This is a genomic window from Nucisporomicrobium flavum (assembly GCF_016464385.1).
Classification (GTDB): Bacteria; Actinomycetota; Actinomycetes; order Mycobacteriales; family Micromonosporaceae; genus Actinoplanes; species Actinoplanes flavus_A.
Genome location: NZ_JADMLH010000008.1, coordinates 360,029 through 377,299, shown reverse-complemented (window position 1 = coordinate 377,299; position 17,271 = coordinate 360,029). Strand labels below are relative to the sequence as shown.

Genomic DNA, 17,271 nt, shown 5'->3' with positions numbered 1-17,271 from the left:
GTGTTACTCACCCGTTCGCCGCTCGAGTACCCCCGAAAGGGCCTTTCCGCTCGACTTGCATGTGTTAAGCACGCCGCCAGCGTTCGTCCTGAGCCAGGATCAAACTCTCCAACAAAAACTTGAAAAGTATCCCGGCAACATGTAATGCTGCCAAAGGAATCCAACCAAACCAAAAGGCCTGGCCGGGGTAAATCATCAATTGGCACTGGCTTATCAAGCACCCTGTTGAGTTCTCAAAGAACAACCACACACCGGCAAACTTGCCGCCTTACTCGGCGGCCCGCCCCCGGGGCACTCGTTCAACTTTACTAGGTCTTCCTGGCCCTGTCAACCGGTATCTCCCGGTTCGTGCCGATCTGTCCTAGCGCACCCTTCGTTCCGGGCCCGGGGCGGCGCTGCACAAGGCAGCATCGCTACGATCCCGAAGTTCGAAGGATTTGGCAGGACGGCCGGTGTAGCTGACCTCCCTGGTCTACCAAGTCTCCTTGGCTTCCCAGGTCGTTCCGCTTGCCTCGCCCGTTTCCCTGCCGGCTCGCAGAACATTACCCCCTCGTTTCCGCCCGGCCAAATCGACCCCCCGTGTCCCGGGCCACATCGTCCTGACCTGGGGAAACCACGATCAGGGCGCGGCTACCGACAGAACGCCGTCCTGGATGCGGGTACGGAGGGTGGGCTGGTCCGTGGAGGCAGGGCCGTGCACAGCGACGCCGTCGATGAGCCGGAAGGTGCTGCCATGCCAGGGGCACACCACGCAGGCGGCGGCGCCGGAGCCCTCGACCTCTCCCTCGCCCAGCGGCCCGCCCTGGTGCCCGCACTGCTCGAGCATCGCGGTCACTTCCTCCCCGTGGCGGTAGAGGAGGACGCGTACGCCTTCGATGGTGCGTACGGTCGGACGGCCCTCGGGCAGCGAGGCGACCTCCCCGACCTCGGCCCAGTCGTCCGGCAGCTCGAGGAGCTGCGGCACGGCCACGTTCACCCCGGCGCCCTGCTGGTACGACAGGTGCCCGCCCAGGTACGCGCCGGCGCCGGCGACCGACAGGCCGGCGTACGCGAGAAGGCGTCCCATGCCCCACCGCCCGCTGTTACGGGCCGAGAGTGACCACACATAGAGGCCGAGGGCGACGGTGTTGGCTGTCGCGTGGACCAGGCCGACCCGGCGCTGGTCCTTGGACAGCGACGACCAGTCGACGAGGCCGGCGGCGATGGCGGGCACCGACGAGGCCGTGCCGACGCTGATCAGGGTGGTGGCCGCCTTGCGCTGGCCGGGCAGCGCGTCCAGGACCGCGGCGCTCATGAACGAGCCGACCGGAACCTGGACCAGGACGGGATGCAGGGGGTGACCGACCCACGTCCCGTGGAGGAGGTCACGGAGGGCGCGGGGCTGCGCCACCTTCTGGACGGTGCTCTGAAGGCGGTTGCTGATGCCGTCCAGAGCCGTGGTCTTCTCGAGCCGGGAGATCATCTGCCGCAACATAGGGTGCTGTTACCCCGTTGAGGCTCGCCCATTCGCGGCGCATGAGGTCCGGTACGCACGGGTATGCAGCAGCTCCGCGATTTGGGAGGACAGATGGCCGCCTCGACGCCGGTGGATCGGCTCGCACCGGGAGACCATGCGTGCCTGACCTTCTCCGACCCGGAGGAGCGGCTGGACATCCTGGCCGCGTTCGTGGCGGCGGGCCGGAGCCGGGACGAGGAGATCATCTGCTTCACGGACGCCGTTGGAGTGGACGAGCTCCGCACCGAGCTGACGGAGCGCGGGATCAGGGACGGTACGCATCTGCGCGTCGTTCCCGCTGATCGGCTCTGGGGCGGCGGGGCGGCGCCCGAGGCGGCCACCATGGTCGAGCTCCTCGCCGGTGAGCTGCGGCGGACGCTCGAACGCGGGCGCAGCGGTCTGCGGATCACCGCGGACATGTGCTGGGCGGCCCGGCCGCAGGCGAACGCCGAGCAGCTGCTGGTGTTCGAGTCGGAGGTGGCCCGGCTGTTCGTGGACGGCCGGTTGACGGCTGTCTGCGAGTACGACCGCGAGAGCTTCGACCCGGTGACGCTGGGCTATGCGTCCCGGGTCCATGCGCGGACGGTAGCGGCGCGGGTTTACCACGAGGACGCCGTACTGCGCATCTGCCGGCAGCATGTGCCTCCGGGCGTACGCGTGGCCGGTGACCTTGATCGGACCCGGGCCGACGCCCTGCGTGACGCGTTGGCTGAGGCCGTACGCCTGGATCCGGACATCCATCTCAACCTGAACCAGCTGCACTTCCTCGACCCGAGCGCGGCCGAGGTGATCCTGCGGACGGCGACCAATCTGCCGGACCGCCGCCGGATGGTGGTGGTCTGTTCCGAGCCGGTCGAGCGGACGTTGATCGAGGCCGGCGCCACCCGGGTACCGGCCCTGCGGATGCTGGTGCGCCATGGTGAACGCTGAACGGACCGGATTTGCGCCCCGGCGAGGGACGCAGAACCGGCCTCCCCGGCCCGCCAGCCCTCGCGTCCTGCTCGATCAGGAGTTCCACGGCGGCAACCTGGCGGCTCTGCGGACCGCCGTCGCGTCCCTGGCCAGGGACGTTGCGGACGCGGGTACGGCCGAATCGGTCATCCTCGTCGCGCACGAGCTCTCCAGCAATTCGGTACGGCACGGTGGCGGCAGCGGCCGGTTACGGATGTGGGTGGCGGGGCGCGCGGTGCACTGCGAGATAAGCGATCACGGCGCGGGCCTGGCTGATCCCGACGGCGCCGGGCGGGAATTGCCGTCACACGCGGCGCCTGGTGGGCGGGGACTGTGGCTGGCACGCCGGATGTCGGACCTGCACATCTCGACCGGCGACCGCGGCACGACGGTCACGGCGGTTGTCGCGCTGTGACCGGGTACGTCGCTCCCGGCTACGAAGCGGTCGGGGAAGCCTTCGCCGAGCAGGCGTGCGGCGGGTCGGCACTGTGCGTGTTCCGGGACGGCGTGGTCGTCGTGGATCTGCGGGAGGGCTGGCGGGACAGCGCGCGTACCCGGGATTGGGATGAGCGGACGCTCGTCGACGTCTATTCGGTGGGCAAACCTGTGATTGCGCTGGCCGTGTTGCTGCTGGTGGAGCTAGGGATGGTCGGCCTGGACGATCCGGTCGCGCGGCATTGGCCGGAGTTCCAGACCCCTGCTTCCGTACGGCAGGTGCTGACGCATACAGCGGGACTGCCGACGTTTCCGGTGCCGAGGGACGCCTCCGCGTGGAGCGACTGGGAGCTGCTCTGTGGTGACCTGGCCGCCGCCCGCCCGGAATGGCCGCCGGGGACCGTCGCGGCCGAGCATGCGCTCACGTACGGTCACCTGCTCGGCGAGCTGGTACGCCGGGTGACCGGACGCGATCCCGCGCTGTTCGTGGCCGAGGAGATCGCCGGCCCGTGGCGGCTCGACTTCGGCTTCGGCCTGGACGCCGACGCCCAGGAACGCTGTGCCGAGCTGGAGTTCCACGGGGCGGACTGGCCGGACCGGACGAGCGAACGCGGCTCGGTGCACGAGCGGGCGGTCGCCAACCCGGCGGGCGCGCGGGACCTGGCCGTGGTCAACAGCGCGGCGTGGCGTACGGCGGTTGTGCCGGCCGTCAACCTGCACACGACTGCCGAGGCGGTGGCGCGCTTCTATGCGGGCCTGCTGGCCGGCGGCGAGCTCGACGGGCACCGGCTGCTCAGCCCGGCTCTCGTGGAGGAGATGACCGCGGCGCACTTCACGGGACTCGACCGCTTCATCGGGCACGAGACGACGTGGGGGCTGGGCGTACAGCTGGAGAGCGACGGCACCTGGGGAATGGGCGGGCTCGGCGGGAACGCGGGATGGGCCGATCCCGCGCGCGGCCACGCCATCGGCTACGTGACCCGGCGGCTCGGTGACTTCGAACGGGTGGACGCGCTCGACACCGCAATCTCCTCGGTGCGACTTCTCAGCTGACCGGAGGCACCGCCGATTCTGAACCCCCGCGGAAGAGGAACACCGAAAGGGGGCGGTCATGAGAGCTCGATGGCAGGCAGGGCTGGTGTCTGCGATTCTCATGGCCGCCTTCGCACTGCCCGGGGCGTCGTCCGCGGGCAGTGCGGGCCTCACCGCCGCGCCGGCCGGCACCCGGGCCATGTGGCTCTGGGGTGCCGACCCGGCCATCGACGTCGTCGACTGGGCGGTGGCCAAGGGCGTCTCCGAGATCTTCGTGTACGTGGCTCCGGCCGTGCTCACCAACGGTGACCTGGCCCGGCTGCAGGACCTGAAGGAACGCGTCACACCGCTGGGCATCAAGCTGCGCGCGCTGGGCGGCGACCCGGACTGGGTCACCGATCAGGCCGCCGCGCTGGCATGGCAGCGGGCCGTGGTGTCGACCGGGCTGTTCTCCGGCATCCACGTCGACGTCGAGCCGTACGCCACCGACGGTTGGACCACGGACCAGCGCGGCACGCAGACCGCTTTCCTCGCGCTGCTCGACAAGATGCGTACGGCCAGCAGCCTGCCGCTCGAAGCCGACGTGCCGTTCTGGTACGGCCAGTACAAGCTGGGCCGCAAGAACTTCGCGGACGAGGTGCTCCGCCGCGTCAACGCCGTGACCGTGATGAGCTACCGCGACACCGGCACGGGGACGAACTCGATGCTCGACATCAGCCAGGACTGGTTGGCGCGGGGCAGGGCCCTGGGTAAGCGCGTGCGCCTCGGCGCGGAGACCGGTCCGCTGACGGACTGCACGTACTGCACGTTCGCCGAGGAGGGCGCGACGCGTCTCGACGAGGAACTGTCGAAGGTGGACGCCGCGACGCGCAGCACCGCGGCATTCGGCGGGATCGCGGTGCACCACTACGCCGCGTGGCGGACGTTGCCCAGCTGAGGTTTCCGGCGTTCGCGCGGTGGGCAGGATGACGCCCGTCCCTGCCGGGTTCAGCGGGCAGGCGGCGCGGGTCCCGCCGGCCTACAACGGACGAACGCAACGGGCCGGCAGGACCCGCCCTCCGCCCGGCGAACCGGACGGAAGCTTCACGGCCTCAGCCACACCGCCTCGTCGCGATGCGACTCCAGCGGTGCGGGGTAGTCCAGGCCTGATCGAACCGTATCGGGCAGGCGCCACGGTTGGTGCACGGCCTTCCCCGCGATCGATGTCAACTCCGGTACGTAGCGACGAACGTACACGCCGTCGGGGTCGAAGCGCTCGGCCTGCCGGATCGGATTGAACCGGCGGTAGGGTCTGGTGTCGTTCCCGGTGCCCGCCACCCACTGCCAATTGCCCGAATTGTTCGCCACGTCGCCGTCGTTCAGCCAGCGGAAGAACCACTTCACGCCGTCGCGCCAGTCCAGGCCGAGATGCTTGGTCAGGAACGCCGCGGTGATGAGCCGGGCGCGGTTGTGCATCCACCCCTCCGCCTGCATCTGCCGCATGCCCGCGTCGACGATCGGCACACCGGTCAGCCCGTCCTTCCAGTGCTGCAGCGCATCCTGGTCGTTCCGCCAGCCGGTGTCACCGCTCGCGCGATACGCCTCCGTCGAGATCTTCGGGAAGGCGTGCGTGACCTGGTAGTAGAAGTCGCGCCAGCCGAGCTGGCGCAGGAACGCCGCCGGTCCGGCGCCGTCGAGCTCGCGCGTCCGGTTCGCCACGGTCAGCGGAGAGAGACAACCGAAGCGGAGGTACGCGCTCAGCCGCGACGTCGCATCGGCGGCCATGTCGTCGTGCAGGTCGTCGTACGAGCCGACGTGCCGCGGCCAGGCCTTGAGCCGCCGCAGTCCCTCGGTCTCACCACCCTCGAGAGCCGCCGGCGACTCACCTTCAGGCGGGGGCGGCAACGGGGCACCGGCCAGGTCGGCGGGGAGCGCGATCCGCGCGGGGGTCGCCACCTCGTCACGCCACTTGGCCGACTCCCACGCCCGGTAGTACGGCGAGAAGACCTTGTAGTGCCCGTCCCCGCCGCCGGGCCGCACCCCTCCCGGGGGCACCACGGTGGTGCCGGGGAACAGCCGCAACGAGATTCGGTGCCGTTCACACTCGTCCTGCAGGCGGGCTTCGCGGCGCCGGGCGTACGTGCTCACGTCCTGGGCGAGGGCGATCCCCTCCGCTTGCACCTCCCGTGCCAGCCGCATCGTCTCGGCCACCGGCTCGCCCTCCCGGACGATCAGGTCGCCACCGCGGGAACGCAGGCTCTCACGCAGATCCGCGAGGCTCTGGTGCAGGAAGCGCGCCCGGTTGGGCGAGAGCTTCTGCAGGTGAGGATCGAGGACGAAGAGCGGCACGACGGTCTCCGCGGTGGCGCAGGCCGCGGCCAGGGCGGGGTTGTCGTGCACCCGCAGGTCGCGGGTGAAGAGCACGATCGCTGTGCGCATGTCAGGCACGCACCAGCTCTTGCACGGGGGTGCCGGGACGGGTGAACAGCGACCGGACGGCAACGCGCGCACGCCTCCGGTTGGGGACGGTCGCCCGGCGGACGAAGACGTCGTAGTCGGCGGCGATCACCTCGTCGAGGATGCCCGCATACAGCTCGAAAGCCGTGCGCATGCACGCCTGCGAGCCGGGCTGCAGCAGCGGGATGCCGGGCGCCGCGGCCGCATAGTGCTCGTCGGCGCGGGCGACCTCGGCCCGGATCAGGGCCTTGACGGCCGGGGTCGACCGTCCGGCGGCCCGGGCCGCGACCAGGTCGTCGCGGGTCAGCCCGAACTCGGCGAGGTGCGCGTCGGGGAGATAGGTGCGGCCCCGGTCGAGGTCCTCGGCCACGTCCCGGATGAAGTTGGTGAGCTGGAAGGCCAGGCCCAGCTGGCGGGCGGGCTCACGAGCGGCGGCCGGGTCGGTGGAGCCGAGGATGGGCAGCATCATCGTGCCGATGACCGCCGCGGAACCCTCCATGTAGTCGAGCAGGTCGTCATATGTCGCATACGACGTGACGGTCAGGTCCATCGCCATGCTGCGCAGGAACGCGTCGAAGTCGTCGACGCTCAGGTCGAACACCGCGATCGTGTGCAGCACCGCCGGCAGCAGCGGATCGTCGACCGGCTCGCCGCGCAGCCCGGCGAGGAAGCGCCCGGACCACTCGTTCAGCCGCTCGGCCCGCTCGGCCGGTGGCAGATCCTCGGTGCGGTCCACGATCTCGTCCGCAAAACGGGTGAAGCCGTAGAGCGCGTGGACATGACGACGCTTCCAGGCGGGTAGCAACCGGGTCGCGAGGTAATAGGTGCGGCCATGGCTGCGATGCAGCCGGCGGCAGCGTTCATAGGCGGCTGCCAGATCCGTCTCCACGGCTGTCCCCACCAGTGCCCCCACGGCTGCCTCCATCGCATCCTTGAAAAACAAATCGACTCACGAATCGACGCAACACGCAGCCTACGGTACTGTCGTCCTCGTGGCCAACGACATCCTCGAGGGCAACCCGCGCTGCGGGACCTCACATCAGCCGATACCCATGAACGGCCTGGTGAATGCTGTCGAGGGGACGCTGGCCGACTTCCTCGCCAGCCAGATCGCCGCCCTCGACACCGTCGACCCGGCGCTCGGTTCCTTCGCCAGAACGACGCGCGACCTCGTGCTCGCGGGCGGAAAACGACTCAGGCCGACGTTCGCCCACTGGGGCTGGCGCGGCGTGGTCGGTTTCCGCGAGCCGGTCGACCCGGTGCTCCCCGCCCTCGCGGCGCTCGAGCTCATGCACACCTTCGCCCTGGTGCACGACGACGTGATGGACGGCTCGGACACCCGCCGGGGGCGGCCCACCGCGCATCGGCTCTTCGCCGCGCAGCACGGCAGCGCTGGCCGGCTCGGCGATCCGGACCACTTCGGCGAGACCTCGGCGATCCTCGTCGGCGACCTCTGCCTGATCTGGGCGGACCAGTTGCTCGCGCAGACCGCGCTGACCACCTCGACCCTCTTCGCCGTGCGGGCCCGCTACGACCGGATGCGCGTCGAAGCCGTCGCGGGCCAGTATCTCGACGTGCTGGGCGAGGCCCAGCCGCATGACTGGACGGTCGACCGCGCCCTGCTCGTGGCCCGCCACAAGACGGCGAGCTACACGGTGCAGCGGCCGCTGCAGTTCGGGCTGGCCCTGGCCGGTCCGGCCCGGGAGGACGCTGCCGCCGTCGACGACGCCTACAACAGCTACGGCATAGCGGTCGGCGAGGCGTTCCAGCTCCGCGACGACATCCTCGGTGTGTACGGCGACCCCGCCGTGACAGGGAAACCGGCCGGGGACGACCTGCGCACGGGTAAGCCGACCGCCCTCCTGATGCTCGCCCGCCAGCTCGCGACGCCCGCTCAGCGCGCCGAGCTCACCAAAGACCCCGCCGGAGCCGTCATCCCCGCCGACGGCTCCGGCGGCCCCCTCTCACCGTGGAGTCCGCCCGGGAACGACTCGTCGCGCCCGCTCGGATTCCCGTCGCCCGACCACACGGACGAGACGGTCGCGCGGCAGGCGGAGATCATCGTCGAGACCGGGGCCGTGGCCCGCGTGGAGGCGATGATCCGGCAACGGGTCGAGGAGGCGGTCGCAGCCCTGCTCGACGCGCCCATCGAGCACGAGGCCCGCGCCGCACTGACCGACCTTGCCGTGACCGCGACCCACCGCCCAGCATGATGGGCATGGCCGAGCTCCGACACCCTCCTGCCGGACCACGCGAGCCGTGCCCGCAGAGCCGTCCCGCCCCGGGACCGCCGACGATCGACTTCTCCCCGCGAGCCTCCCACCGGCGGCTCGCCCACCCCCTCTGGAGCTGGTGACGTGCGAAGAGTGACCGGACCGACCGACCACGTCGTCGTCGTCGGAGCTGGACTCGGCGGCCTGGCCTGCGCTCTGCACCTGGCCGCCGCCGGGCGGCAGGTGACCGTCGTCGAGCGTGAAGCCGTGCCCGGTGGCCGGGCCGGCCGGCTGTCGGTCGATGGGTACGAGTTCGACACGGGCCCGACCGTGCTGACCATGCCCGAGCTGATCGAGGAGCCGCTCGCCGCCGTCGGGGAGAAGCTGTCCGACTGGCTGGAGCTGACGCCGCTCGACCCTGCTTATCGGGCGTACTACCCGGACGGGTCGACGCTGGACGTGAAGACGGACACCGTACGGATGGCCGCCGAGATCTCGCGCGTCTGCGGGCCCCGGGAGGCCGACGGCTACCTGCGGTTCGTGGACTTCGCCCGCGACCTGTGGCGCCTCGAGCGGGACAACTTCATCGACCGCAATCTCGACACCCCGCTCGACCTGATCAACCTCAACCTCGTCAAGCTCCTCGGCATGGGCGGCTTCCGCCGGCTGCAGCCGAAGATCAACGAGTACTTCAGGGATCCGCGTACTCAACGGATCTTCTCCTTCCAGGCCATGTACGCCGGCCTGGCGCCGCACGACGCCCTCGCGATCTACGCGGTGATCGCGTATCTCGACTCCGTCGCCGGGGTGTTCTTCCCGCGCGGCGGCATGCACGCCGTGCCCAGGGCGCTGGCCGGCGCCGCGGAGAAGCACGGCGTGCAGTTCCGGTACGAGACGACGGTGACCGCCGTGGAGACCGCCAACGGGCGCGCCACCGCCGTGCGCACCGACACGGGCGAGCGCATCCCCGCGGACGTGGTCGTGCTCAACCCGGACCTGCCGGTGGCGTACCGCGACCTGCTGCCCGCGAGCCGGCGCCCGCGCAAGCTCACCTATTCGCCGTCGTGCGTGGTGCTCCACATCGGATCGGACCGCACGTATTCGAAGATCGCGCACCACAACATCCACTTCGGCGCCGCGTGGCGCGGCACGTTCGACGAGGTCATCCGGCAAGGGCTGCTGATGAGCGACCCGTCGCTGCTGGTCACCAACCCCAGCCGCAGCGATCCCGGCGTCGCGCCGGCCGGCCGCCAGACGTACTACGTGCTGGCGCCGACGCCCAACCTCGACGCCGCGCCCTTCGACTGGAACGGTGGCCTCGGCCGTCGCTACGCCGACGAGCTGATGCAGGTGCTGGAACAGCGCGGCTACGTGGGCTTCCGGGACGGCGTCGAGGTGGAGCGGATCATCACGCCGGCGGACTGGGCGGCGCAGGGCATGGCGGCCGGTACGCCGTTCGCCTCGTCCCACACGTTCACGCAGACCGGCCCGTTCCGCCCCGGAAACCTCCACCCGACGCTGCCCAATGTGGTGTTCACCGGCTCGGGAACGCAGCCGGGCGTGGGCGTACCGATGGTGTTGATCTCCGGAAAGCTGGCGGCCACCCGGGTCGCCGGGCCGGCCGGGCAGCGGGGCGAGATCGTGGGGAGAACGATGTGAGCGAGACGCGCGGCAGCGAGAACGGCATCGGATCCCGCGAGAGCCACCTGGTCGAACTCGTCGACCCGGACGGTCAGGCCGTCGGGGAGGTGACGGTCGACGAGGCGCACACCGCCCCCGGCATGCTGCACCGGGCGTTCTCGGTGTTCCTGCGCGACCCCGCGGGCCGCGTGCTGCTGCAGCAGCGGTCGGAGGTCAAGACTCGGTTCCCGCTGCGCTGGGCCAACACGTGTTGCGGGCACCCGCTTCCGGAGGAGTCCCTGCAGATCGCGGCCGGCCGGCGGCTCGTCGAGGAGGTCGGGGTGGCCGAGGTGCCGCTGACCGAGGTGGGCGTGTATTCGTACTACGCGGAGGACCCCTCCACGGGACGGGTCGAATACGAGTACGACCACGTGCTGCTCGGCGAGGTGAGCGCGGACCTGCCCGTGCTGGCCGACCCCGACGAGGTGGCCGACGTGCGCTGGGTGCCGCTCGACGAGTTGACGCAGGCGATCGCACGGGAGCCGCGCGCGTACGCACCCTGGCTGTCGGGCGTCACCGAACGGCTGCAGCAGTTCCTCGACCGTACGGACACGGCGGAGTCGTCAGGTGGCCGATGAGGCCCTGACCGCGGGAGCCGTGGCGCGCCGGCTCGGCGTCGCCGTCACCACCCTGCGCACCTGGCACCAGCGGTACGGGCTGGGCCCGAGCCGGCACGTGCCCGGCCACCACCGCCGGTACACCCCGGAGGACATGGACCGCCTCCAGGTGATGCGCCGCCTCACCGCGCAGGGCGTGCCGCCGGCGGAGGCCGCCGCGTGGGCGCGCCGGGTCCCCGTTCCGATCGACATGCCCGAGACCGGGATCGCCGCCCCGCCGGACACCCGATCCGAGAGCCCGCCGGGCGAATCGCCACCGCAACGGACCCGGATCGACGCGGTCTGGCCGGAGCTTACCGGGCGCCTCACCATCACGAGCCGTGACGGTGGCGGGCATGCCATCCGCACCGGCCGGGCCGGCCCCGCCGCCCGTGGCCTGGCCCGCGCCGCCATGCGCCTGGACGCGCCCGCGCTCCGCGACATCCTCGAGATGTCCATGGTCAGTCGCGGTGTGGTGGCCACCTGGGAAGAGATCATCATGCCGGTGCTGATCGGCATCGGCGACCGCTACGAGGCCACGAAACGGTTCGTTGAGGTCGAGCACCTGATGTCACGCGGGGTGACCGAGGTGCTGAGCGCCGTACCGCGTCCCCCGAGCGGGCGGGACCCCCGCGTTCTGCTCGCGGCGGCGGACGAGGAGCAGCACACGTTGCCGCTGGAGGCGCTCGCGGCGGCCCTGGCCGAGCACGGCGTCCCGACCCGGATGCTCGGGGCCCGGGTGCCACCCCAGGCGCTGGCGGACGCGGTGGCGCGTACGGGGCCGATCGCGGTGGTGCTGTGGTCCCAGCTGCCCGACACCGGCGATCCCTCGCAATGGGAACGCCTGCTGTCGTCCGGTCACGTCCCCCTGCTGGCGGCGGCCGCCGGTCCGGGATGGCCGGCCGAGGGCCTCCCGGAGGGCGTCGTACGGCTCCGCAGCCTCGGCGAGGGCGTCCAGCTGATCTCGGCCGCCGTGGCACCGGAGGCGGTGTGAAGGACCGGCGCACGACCCCCGGACCGGTGCACCACCCTCGGACTGGCGCAGCCCGAGGGGACCGGCTCATGACGTCCGCGCCGGCTCAGTGGCGCTCGGCACACCCTTGGCGCGCCCGTTTCCGCCGGGCCGATGTTTTCCCTGGTCAACGGCTTGCCGCGGCAAGGGGGATACCGGTTTGGAGGACGGCACCGGCATCACGTATGCTTTCCAAGCCTCAAGCGGGGCCGGTTGGGGCCCACACCGCAGGAGTTGCCGATGTGCAATGATGGCGGAGTTGCCCTCATCGTCTAGTGGCCTAGGACGCCGCCCTTTCAAGGCGGTAGCACGGGTTCGAATCCCGTTGGGGGTACGGACCACCTGGGTCAGTGCAGGTGGTAGAAAAGAGCAACATCAGCAAGGTCCTGTGGAGCAGTTGGAGTGCTCGCCGCCCTGTCAAGGCGGAGGTCGCGGGTTCAAGTCCCGTCAGGACCGCCACAAGCCCAGCCGCAAGCACCATCCGCGGCATCGGCCAGGTAGCTCAGTTGGTACGAGCGTCCGACTGAAAATCGGAAGGTCGGCGGTTCGACCCCGCCCCTGGCCACCAAGTCCTTCGCCGGGCTTTGAGCACCGCCCACCTGCGGAAACGCACGGTGGGCGTTTTGCTGTCCGGGCTCGCGCCGGTCTGCCAGCGTCGGTAGCGCCCTACAGGAACCTGGTGTTGGACCACTTCCATGCCTTGACCGCTTTTACAGCCTCACGCCAGCGTTGACGGACCTCTGGCGAGTCCTTCCACTCTCGTCCTTCAAACCGGGACGGCAGGCGGGTGTCTGCACCCACGACCAGAACCGTCAGGTCTGGTTCCTTGTTCTCCGTGCAGTCGTCGTAGATCGTCTGGAGGAAACGTCCCTGATTCTGATAGCCGCCCCCGAACCTCTGGTGCAGGTCGCCATACGTGGGAAGGTTCGCATCCGGCCGCCCAATCACCCCGATCAGATAGCTCCGAATCATAAGATTCCGCAGGTCTAGAGCCATGATCCAAAGGTCGCATATTGGGGCGGCATCGTCTCCCTTATCGCTGACTTGTGAACCCTCAGCCATCCCCGAAGCCTGAACGCTCCCGCCGGAGGCATCGCCTCGATCTGGGCACCGTCGCAGAGATCTGCCGGCACGCCGGCCGATGCCGGCCGGAGGCCGCCAGCAGGCCGTGCTCGGCCGGCCGCGCGCGCTTGCGCGGCGCCTTCATCCAGGAAAGATAATTTGACAGTGTGGTCGCAGCGCAGCCTGTCCTCCGTCGACTGGTGCGACACGCGTTCGCCAGGTGATCTGCGACAGCGGTCTGTTTCGGCACCCTGAGCCCGAGGTCTCCGCGGGGCGTCTGTGGTTCGGGAAGGCCGGGATTGGCGCTGGTTGTCTTGTCGGTTGTCGAGCAACGTCTGGACGCGGTTCGTGCGGTGCCGGCGGGTGCGGATGTCACGGAGGTGGCTGCCGGCGTCGGGGTGCACCGGTCGACGGTGCATCGCTGGGGGGCCGGTATGTGAGTGGGCAGCTGGTCGGTCTGGTGGATCGGTCGCATCGGCCGCATTCCTCGCCTACTCAGGTCAAGGAGGCGGTGGCGCAGACGCGCCGGACAGATCCACGGTGGGGAGCGCCGACGGATCCGCCTGGACATGCTGCGTCACCCGCAGGGACCTGATGGTGCCTTCGGAACGCACCATCGACCGGATCCTGCAACGCCAAGGTCGAATCGCCCGAGAGGGACCGGAGCTGCGCCGAACGGGCGGGAAGTGGGCGCGGGATACATGATCCGCGGGCCTGTAGGGCAACACAGAGTCATGCCTTCACTCAGCGCACAGCTACCGCCGCCGATGACCGAGCTCCGCCGGTGGGTCCTGGACAGCCCCGCCCAGCTGAAGCTCCTGCGGGCGTCCCTGCACGAGGCCGTCACCGGGGAGGCGCTGGCCGAGGGGGCTGCCCTCGACGAAATTCCGGAGAAGGTCTGTCTCGTTGCGACGGAGCTGGCCACCAACGCTCTGCGGCACGCGCTGCCGCCGACTACCGTACGGCTCGGCCGGTCCGGTTCCCGGTACGTGCTCGACGTCGACGACAAGGCACCCGACGTGGTGCCGCAGTACAGCGAGGGCCGGCCGCTCGGGCAGGGTGGGCTGGGGCTGCAGCTGGCGAGCAAGTTCGCGTTGGAGATCGGGTGGTATGTCGAGGGTGACAGCAAGCACGTCTGGGCCGAGTTCCCGATGCCCGGCTGACCTATGATCGCAGGACGATTGATCAAGTCAGAGGGTTGTCCGTGATCGAGCCGAGCTACCAGATCACCCGGGAGGCGGGTGCTGTCAGGCTGTCCGGCGATCTGGACATCAACGCTCGCGAGGAGCTGCGCGATGTCCTCGTGGCCGCCGCGCAGGAGGACGGGGCGGGGGCCCTCGTCGTGGACTTCGACGATACGGCCTTCCTCGACAGCGAGGCGATGGGCGCGCTGATCGAGGGTTTCCTCGCCGCCAGGGCGGCCGGAGTGAAGATGTCGATCGTCAACGCGCACGGGCTCGTGCACCGGGTGCTCGACGTCTCCGGCGTTCTGGAGATGTTCGAGACCGGCCAGACCTGACGCGACCCGGCGACGGGCACGCGGCCCCGAAGCGGTCAGAGGTTGAGGAGATTGCCGGGGCCGGTCCAGCGCCGGACGACCCGCGTCCGCGTCTGCAGCTCGCCGTTCACCCGTACGCGATAGCTCTGCTTGGTCTCCCGAAGCGTCATCCAGGCGCGTACCTGTCGCTTCACGCCGTCGGTCGTGACCGTGGTGGTCCGCAACGTCCAGAGGCGGCATTCGGTGCGGTGGCGCTCCTCGCCGTCGACCGTGGTCTTCGTGGCGAGGCAGCGGACCGCCCGGCTCATCCGGTACGGGTCGGGGCCGGTGTCGCCGGAGGTGCCGAATACGCGGGACATGCCGCGGTACCAGTTCCACGCCATCTTGGAGTAGCCGAAGTCGTTGGGGTGGTGGAGGTCGTGCAGGTCGATGCCGGCCACCGACGACTGGTCCACGACCGTGATGCGGTCGTCCTGCTTGGCCGCGACCAGCTGCGGGATCAGCCGGTTGTACGCGCGGTCGACGGCCGCCTCCCGGGGCACCCGGCTGGTGATGATCTGCGCGACGAAGATGTACGCGTCGGGCCGGGCCGTGCGGATCTGGTCGATCATCGCGGAGAGCTTGCGGGCCGTGGTCGAGGCCGAGTCACCCTGGGTGATGTTGTTGGTGCCGGCGTGCAGCAGGACGACGTCCGGGCGGTACGCGTCGAGCCAGCCGTCGAGCTGGCCGGAGAGTTCGTCGATGGTCCAGCCGCCGTGGCCCTCGTGGTTGATGTCGCTGCCCGTGCCGTCCCGCTGCGACCCCACGTAGTTGATCTCCATGCCGCCCTTGAGCAGGCGCCCGGCGAGGTCCATCCGGTAGGAGGCGCGCGTCGGTGAGCCGGTGCCGCGGGTGATCGAGTCGCCGAGCGGCATGACCCGGGTGGCTTCGAAGGCGTCGGTCCGCGCGCTGGAGGAGGGCGCCGGCGTAACCCGGGCCGGCGTAACCCGGGCCGGCGTGGGCTCGGCCTGTCGCGCGGCGGGCCCGGGCGTGTCCGCGGCGGCCATGTGCGTGCCGCCGATGCCCGCGACGAGGCCCACGGCGAGCAGCCCGGTCATCGCCTTGACACCGAGCCGGCCCGCGCCGGACCAACCCTGCTCGCGTACGCCCACGACGTGCTCCTCCCGATCACCGGCGGCTCAGACACCCGAACCATCGGCGCCGTGGCGCACGACACGATTTCCTCCCGGTAGCGGTGGGTTGTGATCACGGTGCACGAAGGCGGGCGGCCCGGGCGGCCAGGTAGCGCTGCTCCGGAACGCTGAGCGTCCGCCGGGCCGCGTCGAGGTAGACGGACCGGGCGGCGGCGAGGTCGCCGGTTCGCTCCAACAGGTGAGCCCGGACCGCGGCCACCCGGTGATGCCCGCCCAGCGCCGCCGCGTCCAGCTGCCGCAGCGCCTCGGCGGGTCCGCGTACCTCGGCGAGCGCGACGATGCGGTTCAGCGTGACCATCGGGCCGGGCGCGAGCGCTTCGAGGATCGCGTACAGCCGGAGGATCTGCGGCCAGTCGGTGTCCTCGGCGCGGGCCGCCTCGGCGTGGACCGCCGCGATCGCGGCCTGGAGCTGGTACGGCCCGATCGGCGCCCGGGCCAGCGTCGCGGTGATCAGCGCGATCCCCTCGGCGATCGCCGCGCGGTCCCACAGCGACCTGTCCTGGTCGGCGAGGGGCACCAGGGCACCGTCGGGTCGCGTCCGCGCCGGCCGCCGCGCGTCGGTGAGCAGCATCAACGCGAGCAGGCCGGCCACCTCACCGTCGCCGGGCAGGCGGTCCCGGAGCTGCCGGGTCAGCCGTACGGCCTCCGCGCTCAGCTCGACACGGTGCAGCCGTGCGCCCGAGCTGGCGGTGTACCCCTCATTGAAGATCAGATACAGGACCTGGCGTACGGCGACCAGCCGCGTCTCGAGCTCCTCCGGCGGCGGCAGCGCGAACCTGGCCCCCGCCTCCCGGATCCGCTGCTTGGCCCGGCTGATCCGCTGCCCGACCGTGGACTCCGGCACGAGCAGGGCCCGGGCTATCTCGGCCGTCGTGAGGCCGCCGACCGCGCGCAGCGTCAGCGCCACCTGGGAGGCGGTGGTCAGCGCAGGGTGGCAGCACAGCAGCAGAAGCGTGAGCGAGTCGTCGACGGACGGGACCGCCGCGGTGGCCGGCTCGTGGCTGACCGCGTCCTCCCGGCGGCGCCGGGCGGTCTCGCTGCGCAGCGACTCGATGCGGCGCCGGGACGCGACGGTGATCAGCCAGTTGCGGGGCTGCGCCGGGATGCCCTCGATCGGCCACTGCTGGGCGGCGGCGAGCAGGGCCTCCTGGACCGCGTCCTCGCACGTGTCGAAGTCGCCGTACCGGCGCACGACCGCGCCCAGGACCTGCGGCGCGTACTCGCGCAGCAGATCCTCCAGCGCCACGGCCACGCTCAGAAGTCCCAGCCGCTCATGTCGAGCACGGGCCGGACCTCCACCTGCGTGTACGCGGCGTCCGGCACCTTGGCGGCCCAGGCGACGGCCTCGTCGGCGTCCGCGCAGTCGATCAGGTAGAACCCGGCGAGGTGCTCCTTGACCTCGGCGTACGGGCCGTCGGAGGCGATCGTCCGGCCGTCGCGGACCGACACCCAGGTGGCGAGCGACGGGTCGGCGAGCCCTTCCGAGGCGACGAGCACGCCCGCCTCGGCCATCTCCTGGCTGAGCTTGAGGTGCCCGACCCCGAAGTCGGTGCGCTGCTGGTCGGTGAGCGTCTCCCAGACCGCGAGGGACCGCTCGTTCGACTGGATCAGGATCAGGTACTTCATCTTTTCCTCCTCAGGAATGGATCCTCCACCCGGTGACGTCGA

General features: G+C 70.7%; 18 protein-coding genes, 3 tRNA genes and 1 rRNA gene. 14 read left to right on the top strand and 8 right to left on the bottom strand.

Going from position 1 to position 17,271, the window contains the following annotated elements; all coding sequences use genetic code 11:
- Both IT780_RS21635 and IT780_RS21630 read right to left on the bottom strand, forming a co-directional pair.
- A 16S ribosomal RNA gene (locus tag IT780_RS21635) occupies nt 1-115 on the bottom strand; the annotation flags it as partial.
- Nucleotides 116-619: 504 nt separating this feature from the next.
- The gene (locus tag IT780_RS21630) at nt 620-1,462 is read right to left on the bottom strand and encodes a Rieske (2Fe-2S) protein (protein WP_233413206.1); all 843 of its coding nucleotides are present in this window, start codon (nt 1,460-1,462) and stop codon (nt 620-622) included.
- Nucleotides 1,463-1,567: 105 nt separating this feature from the next.
- On the opposite strand from IT780_RS21630, the gene IT780_RS21625 reads away from it, so the two are divergent.
- The 4 genes from IT780_RS21625 to IT780_RS21610 all read left to right on the top strand — a co-directional run bounded on the left by IT780_RS21625 (nt 1,568) and on the right by IT780_RS21610 (nt 4,850).
- Complete coding sequence (locus IT780_RS21625) at nt 1,568-2,425, top strand: MEDS and STAS domain-containing protein (RefSeq protein ID WP_199513408.1); 858 nt, start codon at nt 1,568-1,570, stop codon at nt 2,423-2,425.
- Complete coding sequence (locus tag IT780_RS21620; protein ID WP_199513407.1) at nt 2,412-2,861, top strand: ATP-binding protein; 450 nt, start codon at nt 2,412-2,414, stop codon at nt 2,859-2,861. The genes IT780_RS21625 and IT780_RS21620 overlap by 14 nt, the downstream gene beginning before the upstream one ends.
- Nucleotides 2,858-3,934 carry a serine hydrolase domain-containing protein gene (locus IT780_RS21615; RefSeq protein WP_199513406.1) on the top strand — a complete coding sequence of 359 codons (1,077 nt, stop codon included), beginning with the start codon at nt 2,858-2,860 and terminating at the stop codon, nt 3,932-3,934. Before IT780_RS21620 ends, IT780_RS21615 begins: the two co-directional genes overlap by 4 nt.
- A gap of 85 nt (nt 3,935-4,019) precedes the next feature.
- A complete protein-coding gene (locus IT780_RS21610) occupies nt 4,020-4,850 on the top strand; it encodes a hypothetical protein (protein ID WP_199513405.1) in 831 nt (276 codons plus the stop codon).
- A 146-nt stretch (nt 4,851-4,996) separates the two neighbouring features.
- Here the strand turns inward: IT780_RS21610 and IT780_RS21605 are convergent, their stop codons facing one another.
- Nucleotides 4,997-6,331: a cryptochrome/photolyase family protein gene (locus IT780_RS21605; protein WP_199513404.1), complete on the bottom strand. Its 1,335-nt coding sequence runs from the start codon at nt 6,329-6,331 to the stop codon at nt 4,997-4,999.
- Between the two features lies 1 nt (nt 6,332).
- A complete protein-coding gene (locus IT780_RS21600) occupies nt 6,333-7,238 on the bottom strand; it encodes a phytoene/squalene synthase family protein (protein ID WP_199513453.1) in 906 nt (301 codons plus the stop codon).
- 103 nt (nt 7,239-7,341) lie between these two features.
- On the opposite strand from IT780_RS21600, the gene IT780_RS21595 reads away from it, so the two are divergent.
- From IT780_RS21595 to IT780_RS21565, 7 genes are all read left to right on the top strand, one after another.
- Entirely contained in the window at nt 7,342-8,562 is a 1,221-nt protein-coding gene (locus tag IT780_RS21595) for a polyprenyl synthetase family protein (protein ID WP_372443753.1), read from the top strand.
- Nucleotides 8,563-8,706: 144 nt separating this feature from the next.
- Entirely contained in the window at nt 8,707-10,221 is a 1,515-nt protein-coding gene (gene crtI, locus IT780_RS21590; protein ID WP_199513403.1) for a phytoene desaturase family protein, read from the top strand.
- A 26-nt stretch (nt 10,222-10,247) separates the two neighbouring features.
- The gene (idi, locus tag IT780_RS21585) at nt 10,248-10,820 is read left to right on the top strand and encodes an isopentenyl-diphosphate Delta-isomerase (protein WP_199513451.1); all 573 of its coding nucleotides are present in this window, start codon (nt 10,248-10,250) and stop codon (nt 10,818-10,820) included.
- Nucleotides 10,810-11,832 carry a MerR family transcriptional regulator gene (locus IT780_RS21580; RefSeq protein WP_199513402.1) on the top strand — a complete coding sequence of 341 codons (1,023 nt, stop codon included), beginning with the start codon at nt 10,810-10,812 and terminating at the stop codon, nt 11,830-11,832. The genes idi and IT780_RS21580 overlap by 11 nt, the downstream gene beginning before the upstream one ends.
- Nucleotides 11,833-12,111: 279 nt before the next feature.
- A tRNA-Glu gene (locus tag IT780_RS21575) sits at nt 12,112-12,184 on the top strand.
- A 48-nt stretch (nt 12,185-12,232) separates the two neighbouring features.
- Nucleotides 12,233-12,309, top strand: a tRNA-Asp gene (locus tag IT780_RS21570).
- Between the two features lie 32 nt (nt 12,310-12,341).
- Nucleotides 12,342-12,418 (top strand) — tRNA-Phe (locus IT780_RS21565).
- 98 nt (nt 12,419-12,516) lie between these two features.
- On the opposite strand, the gene IT780_RS21560 is transcribed toward IT780_RS21565, so the two are convergent.
- Nucleotides 12,517-12,846 carry a hypothetical protein gene (locus IT780_RS21560; RefSeq protein WP_199513401.1) on the bottom strand — a complete coding sequence of 110 codons (330 nt, stop codon included), beginning with the start codon at nt 12,844-12,846 and terminating at the stop codon, nt 12,517-12,519.
- 365 nt (nt 12,847-13,211) lie between these two features.
- On the opposite strand from IT780_RS21560, the gene IT780_RS43490 reads away from it, so the two are divergent.
- The 3 genes from IT780_RS43490 to IT780_RS21550 all read left to right on the top strand — a co-directional run bounded on the left by IT780_RS43490 (nt 13,212) and on the right by IT780_RS21550 (nt 14,431).
- Nucleotides 13,212-13,352: a helix-turn-helix domain-containing protein gene (locus IT780_RS43490; protein WP_372443752.1), complete on the top strand. Its 141-nt coding sequence runs from the start codon at nt 13,212-13,214 to the stop codon at nt 13,350-13,352.
- Nucleotides 13,353-13,646: 294 nt separating this feature from the next.
- Entirely contained in the window at nt 13,647-14,075 is a 429-nt protein-coding gene (locus IT780_RS21555) for an ATP-binding protein (protein WP_199513400.1), read from the top strand.
- Nucleotides 14,076-14,116: 41 nt separating this feature from the next.
- Nucleotides 14,117-14,431, top strand: coding sequence for an STAS domain-containing protein (locus IT780_RS21550; protein ID WP_199513399.1), 315 nt, complete (start codon nt 14,117-14,119; stop codon nt 14,429-14,431).
- Nucleotides 14,432-14,466: 35 nt separating this feature from the next.
- On the opposite strand, the gene IT780_RS21545 is transcribed toward IT780_RS21550, so the two are convergent.
- The 3 genes from IT780_RS21545 to IT780_RS21535 all read right to left on the bottom strand — a co-directional run bounded on the left by IT780_RS21545 (nt 14,467) and on the right by IT780_RS21535 (nt 17,229).
- Nucleotides 14,467-15,561, bottom strand: coding sequence for an SGNH/GDSL hydrolase family protein (locus IT780_RS21545; RefSeq protein WP_199513398.1), 1,095 nt, complete (start codon nt 15,559-15,561; stop codon nt 14,467-14,469).
- 94 nt (nt 15,562-15,655) lie between these two features.
- The gene (locus tag IT780_RS21540) at nt 15,656-16,861 is read right to left on the bottom strand and encodes an RNA polymerase sigma factor (RefSeq protein ID WP_443678585.1); all 1,206 of its coding nucleotides are present in this window, start codon (nt 16,859-16,861) and stop codon (nt 15,656-15,658) included.
- Complete coding sequence (locus IT780_RS21535; protein ID WP_199513396.1) at nt 16,858-17,229, bottom strand: YciI family protein; 372 nt, start codon at nt 17,227-17,229, stop codon at nt 16,858-16,860. Before IT780_RS21535 ends, IT780_RS21540 begins: the two co-directional genes overlap by 4 nt.
- Nucleotides 17,230-17,271 lie beyond the last annotated feature (42 nt).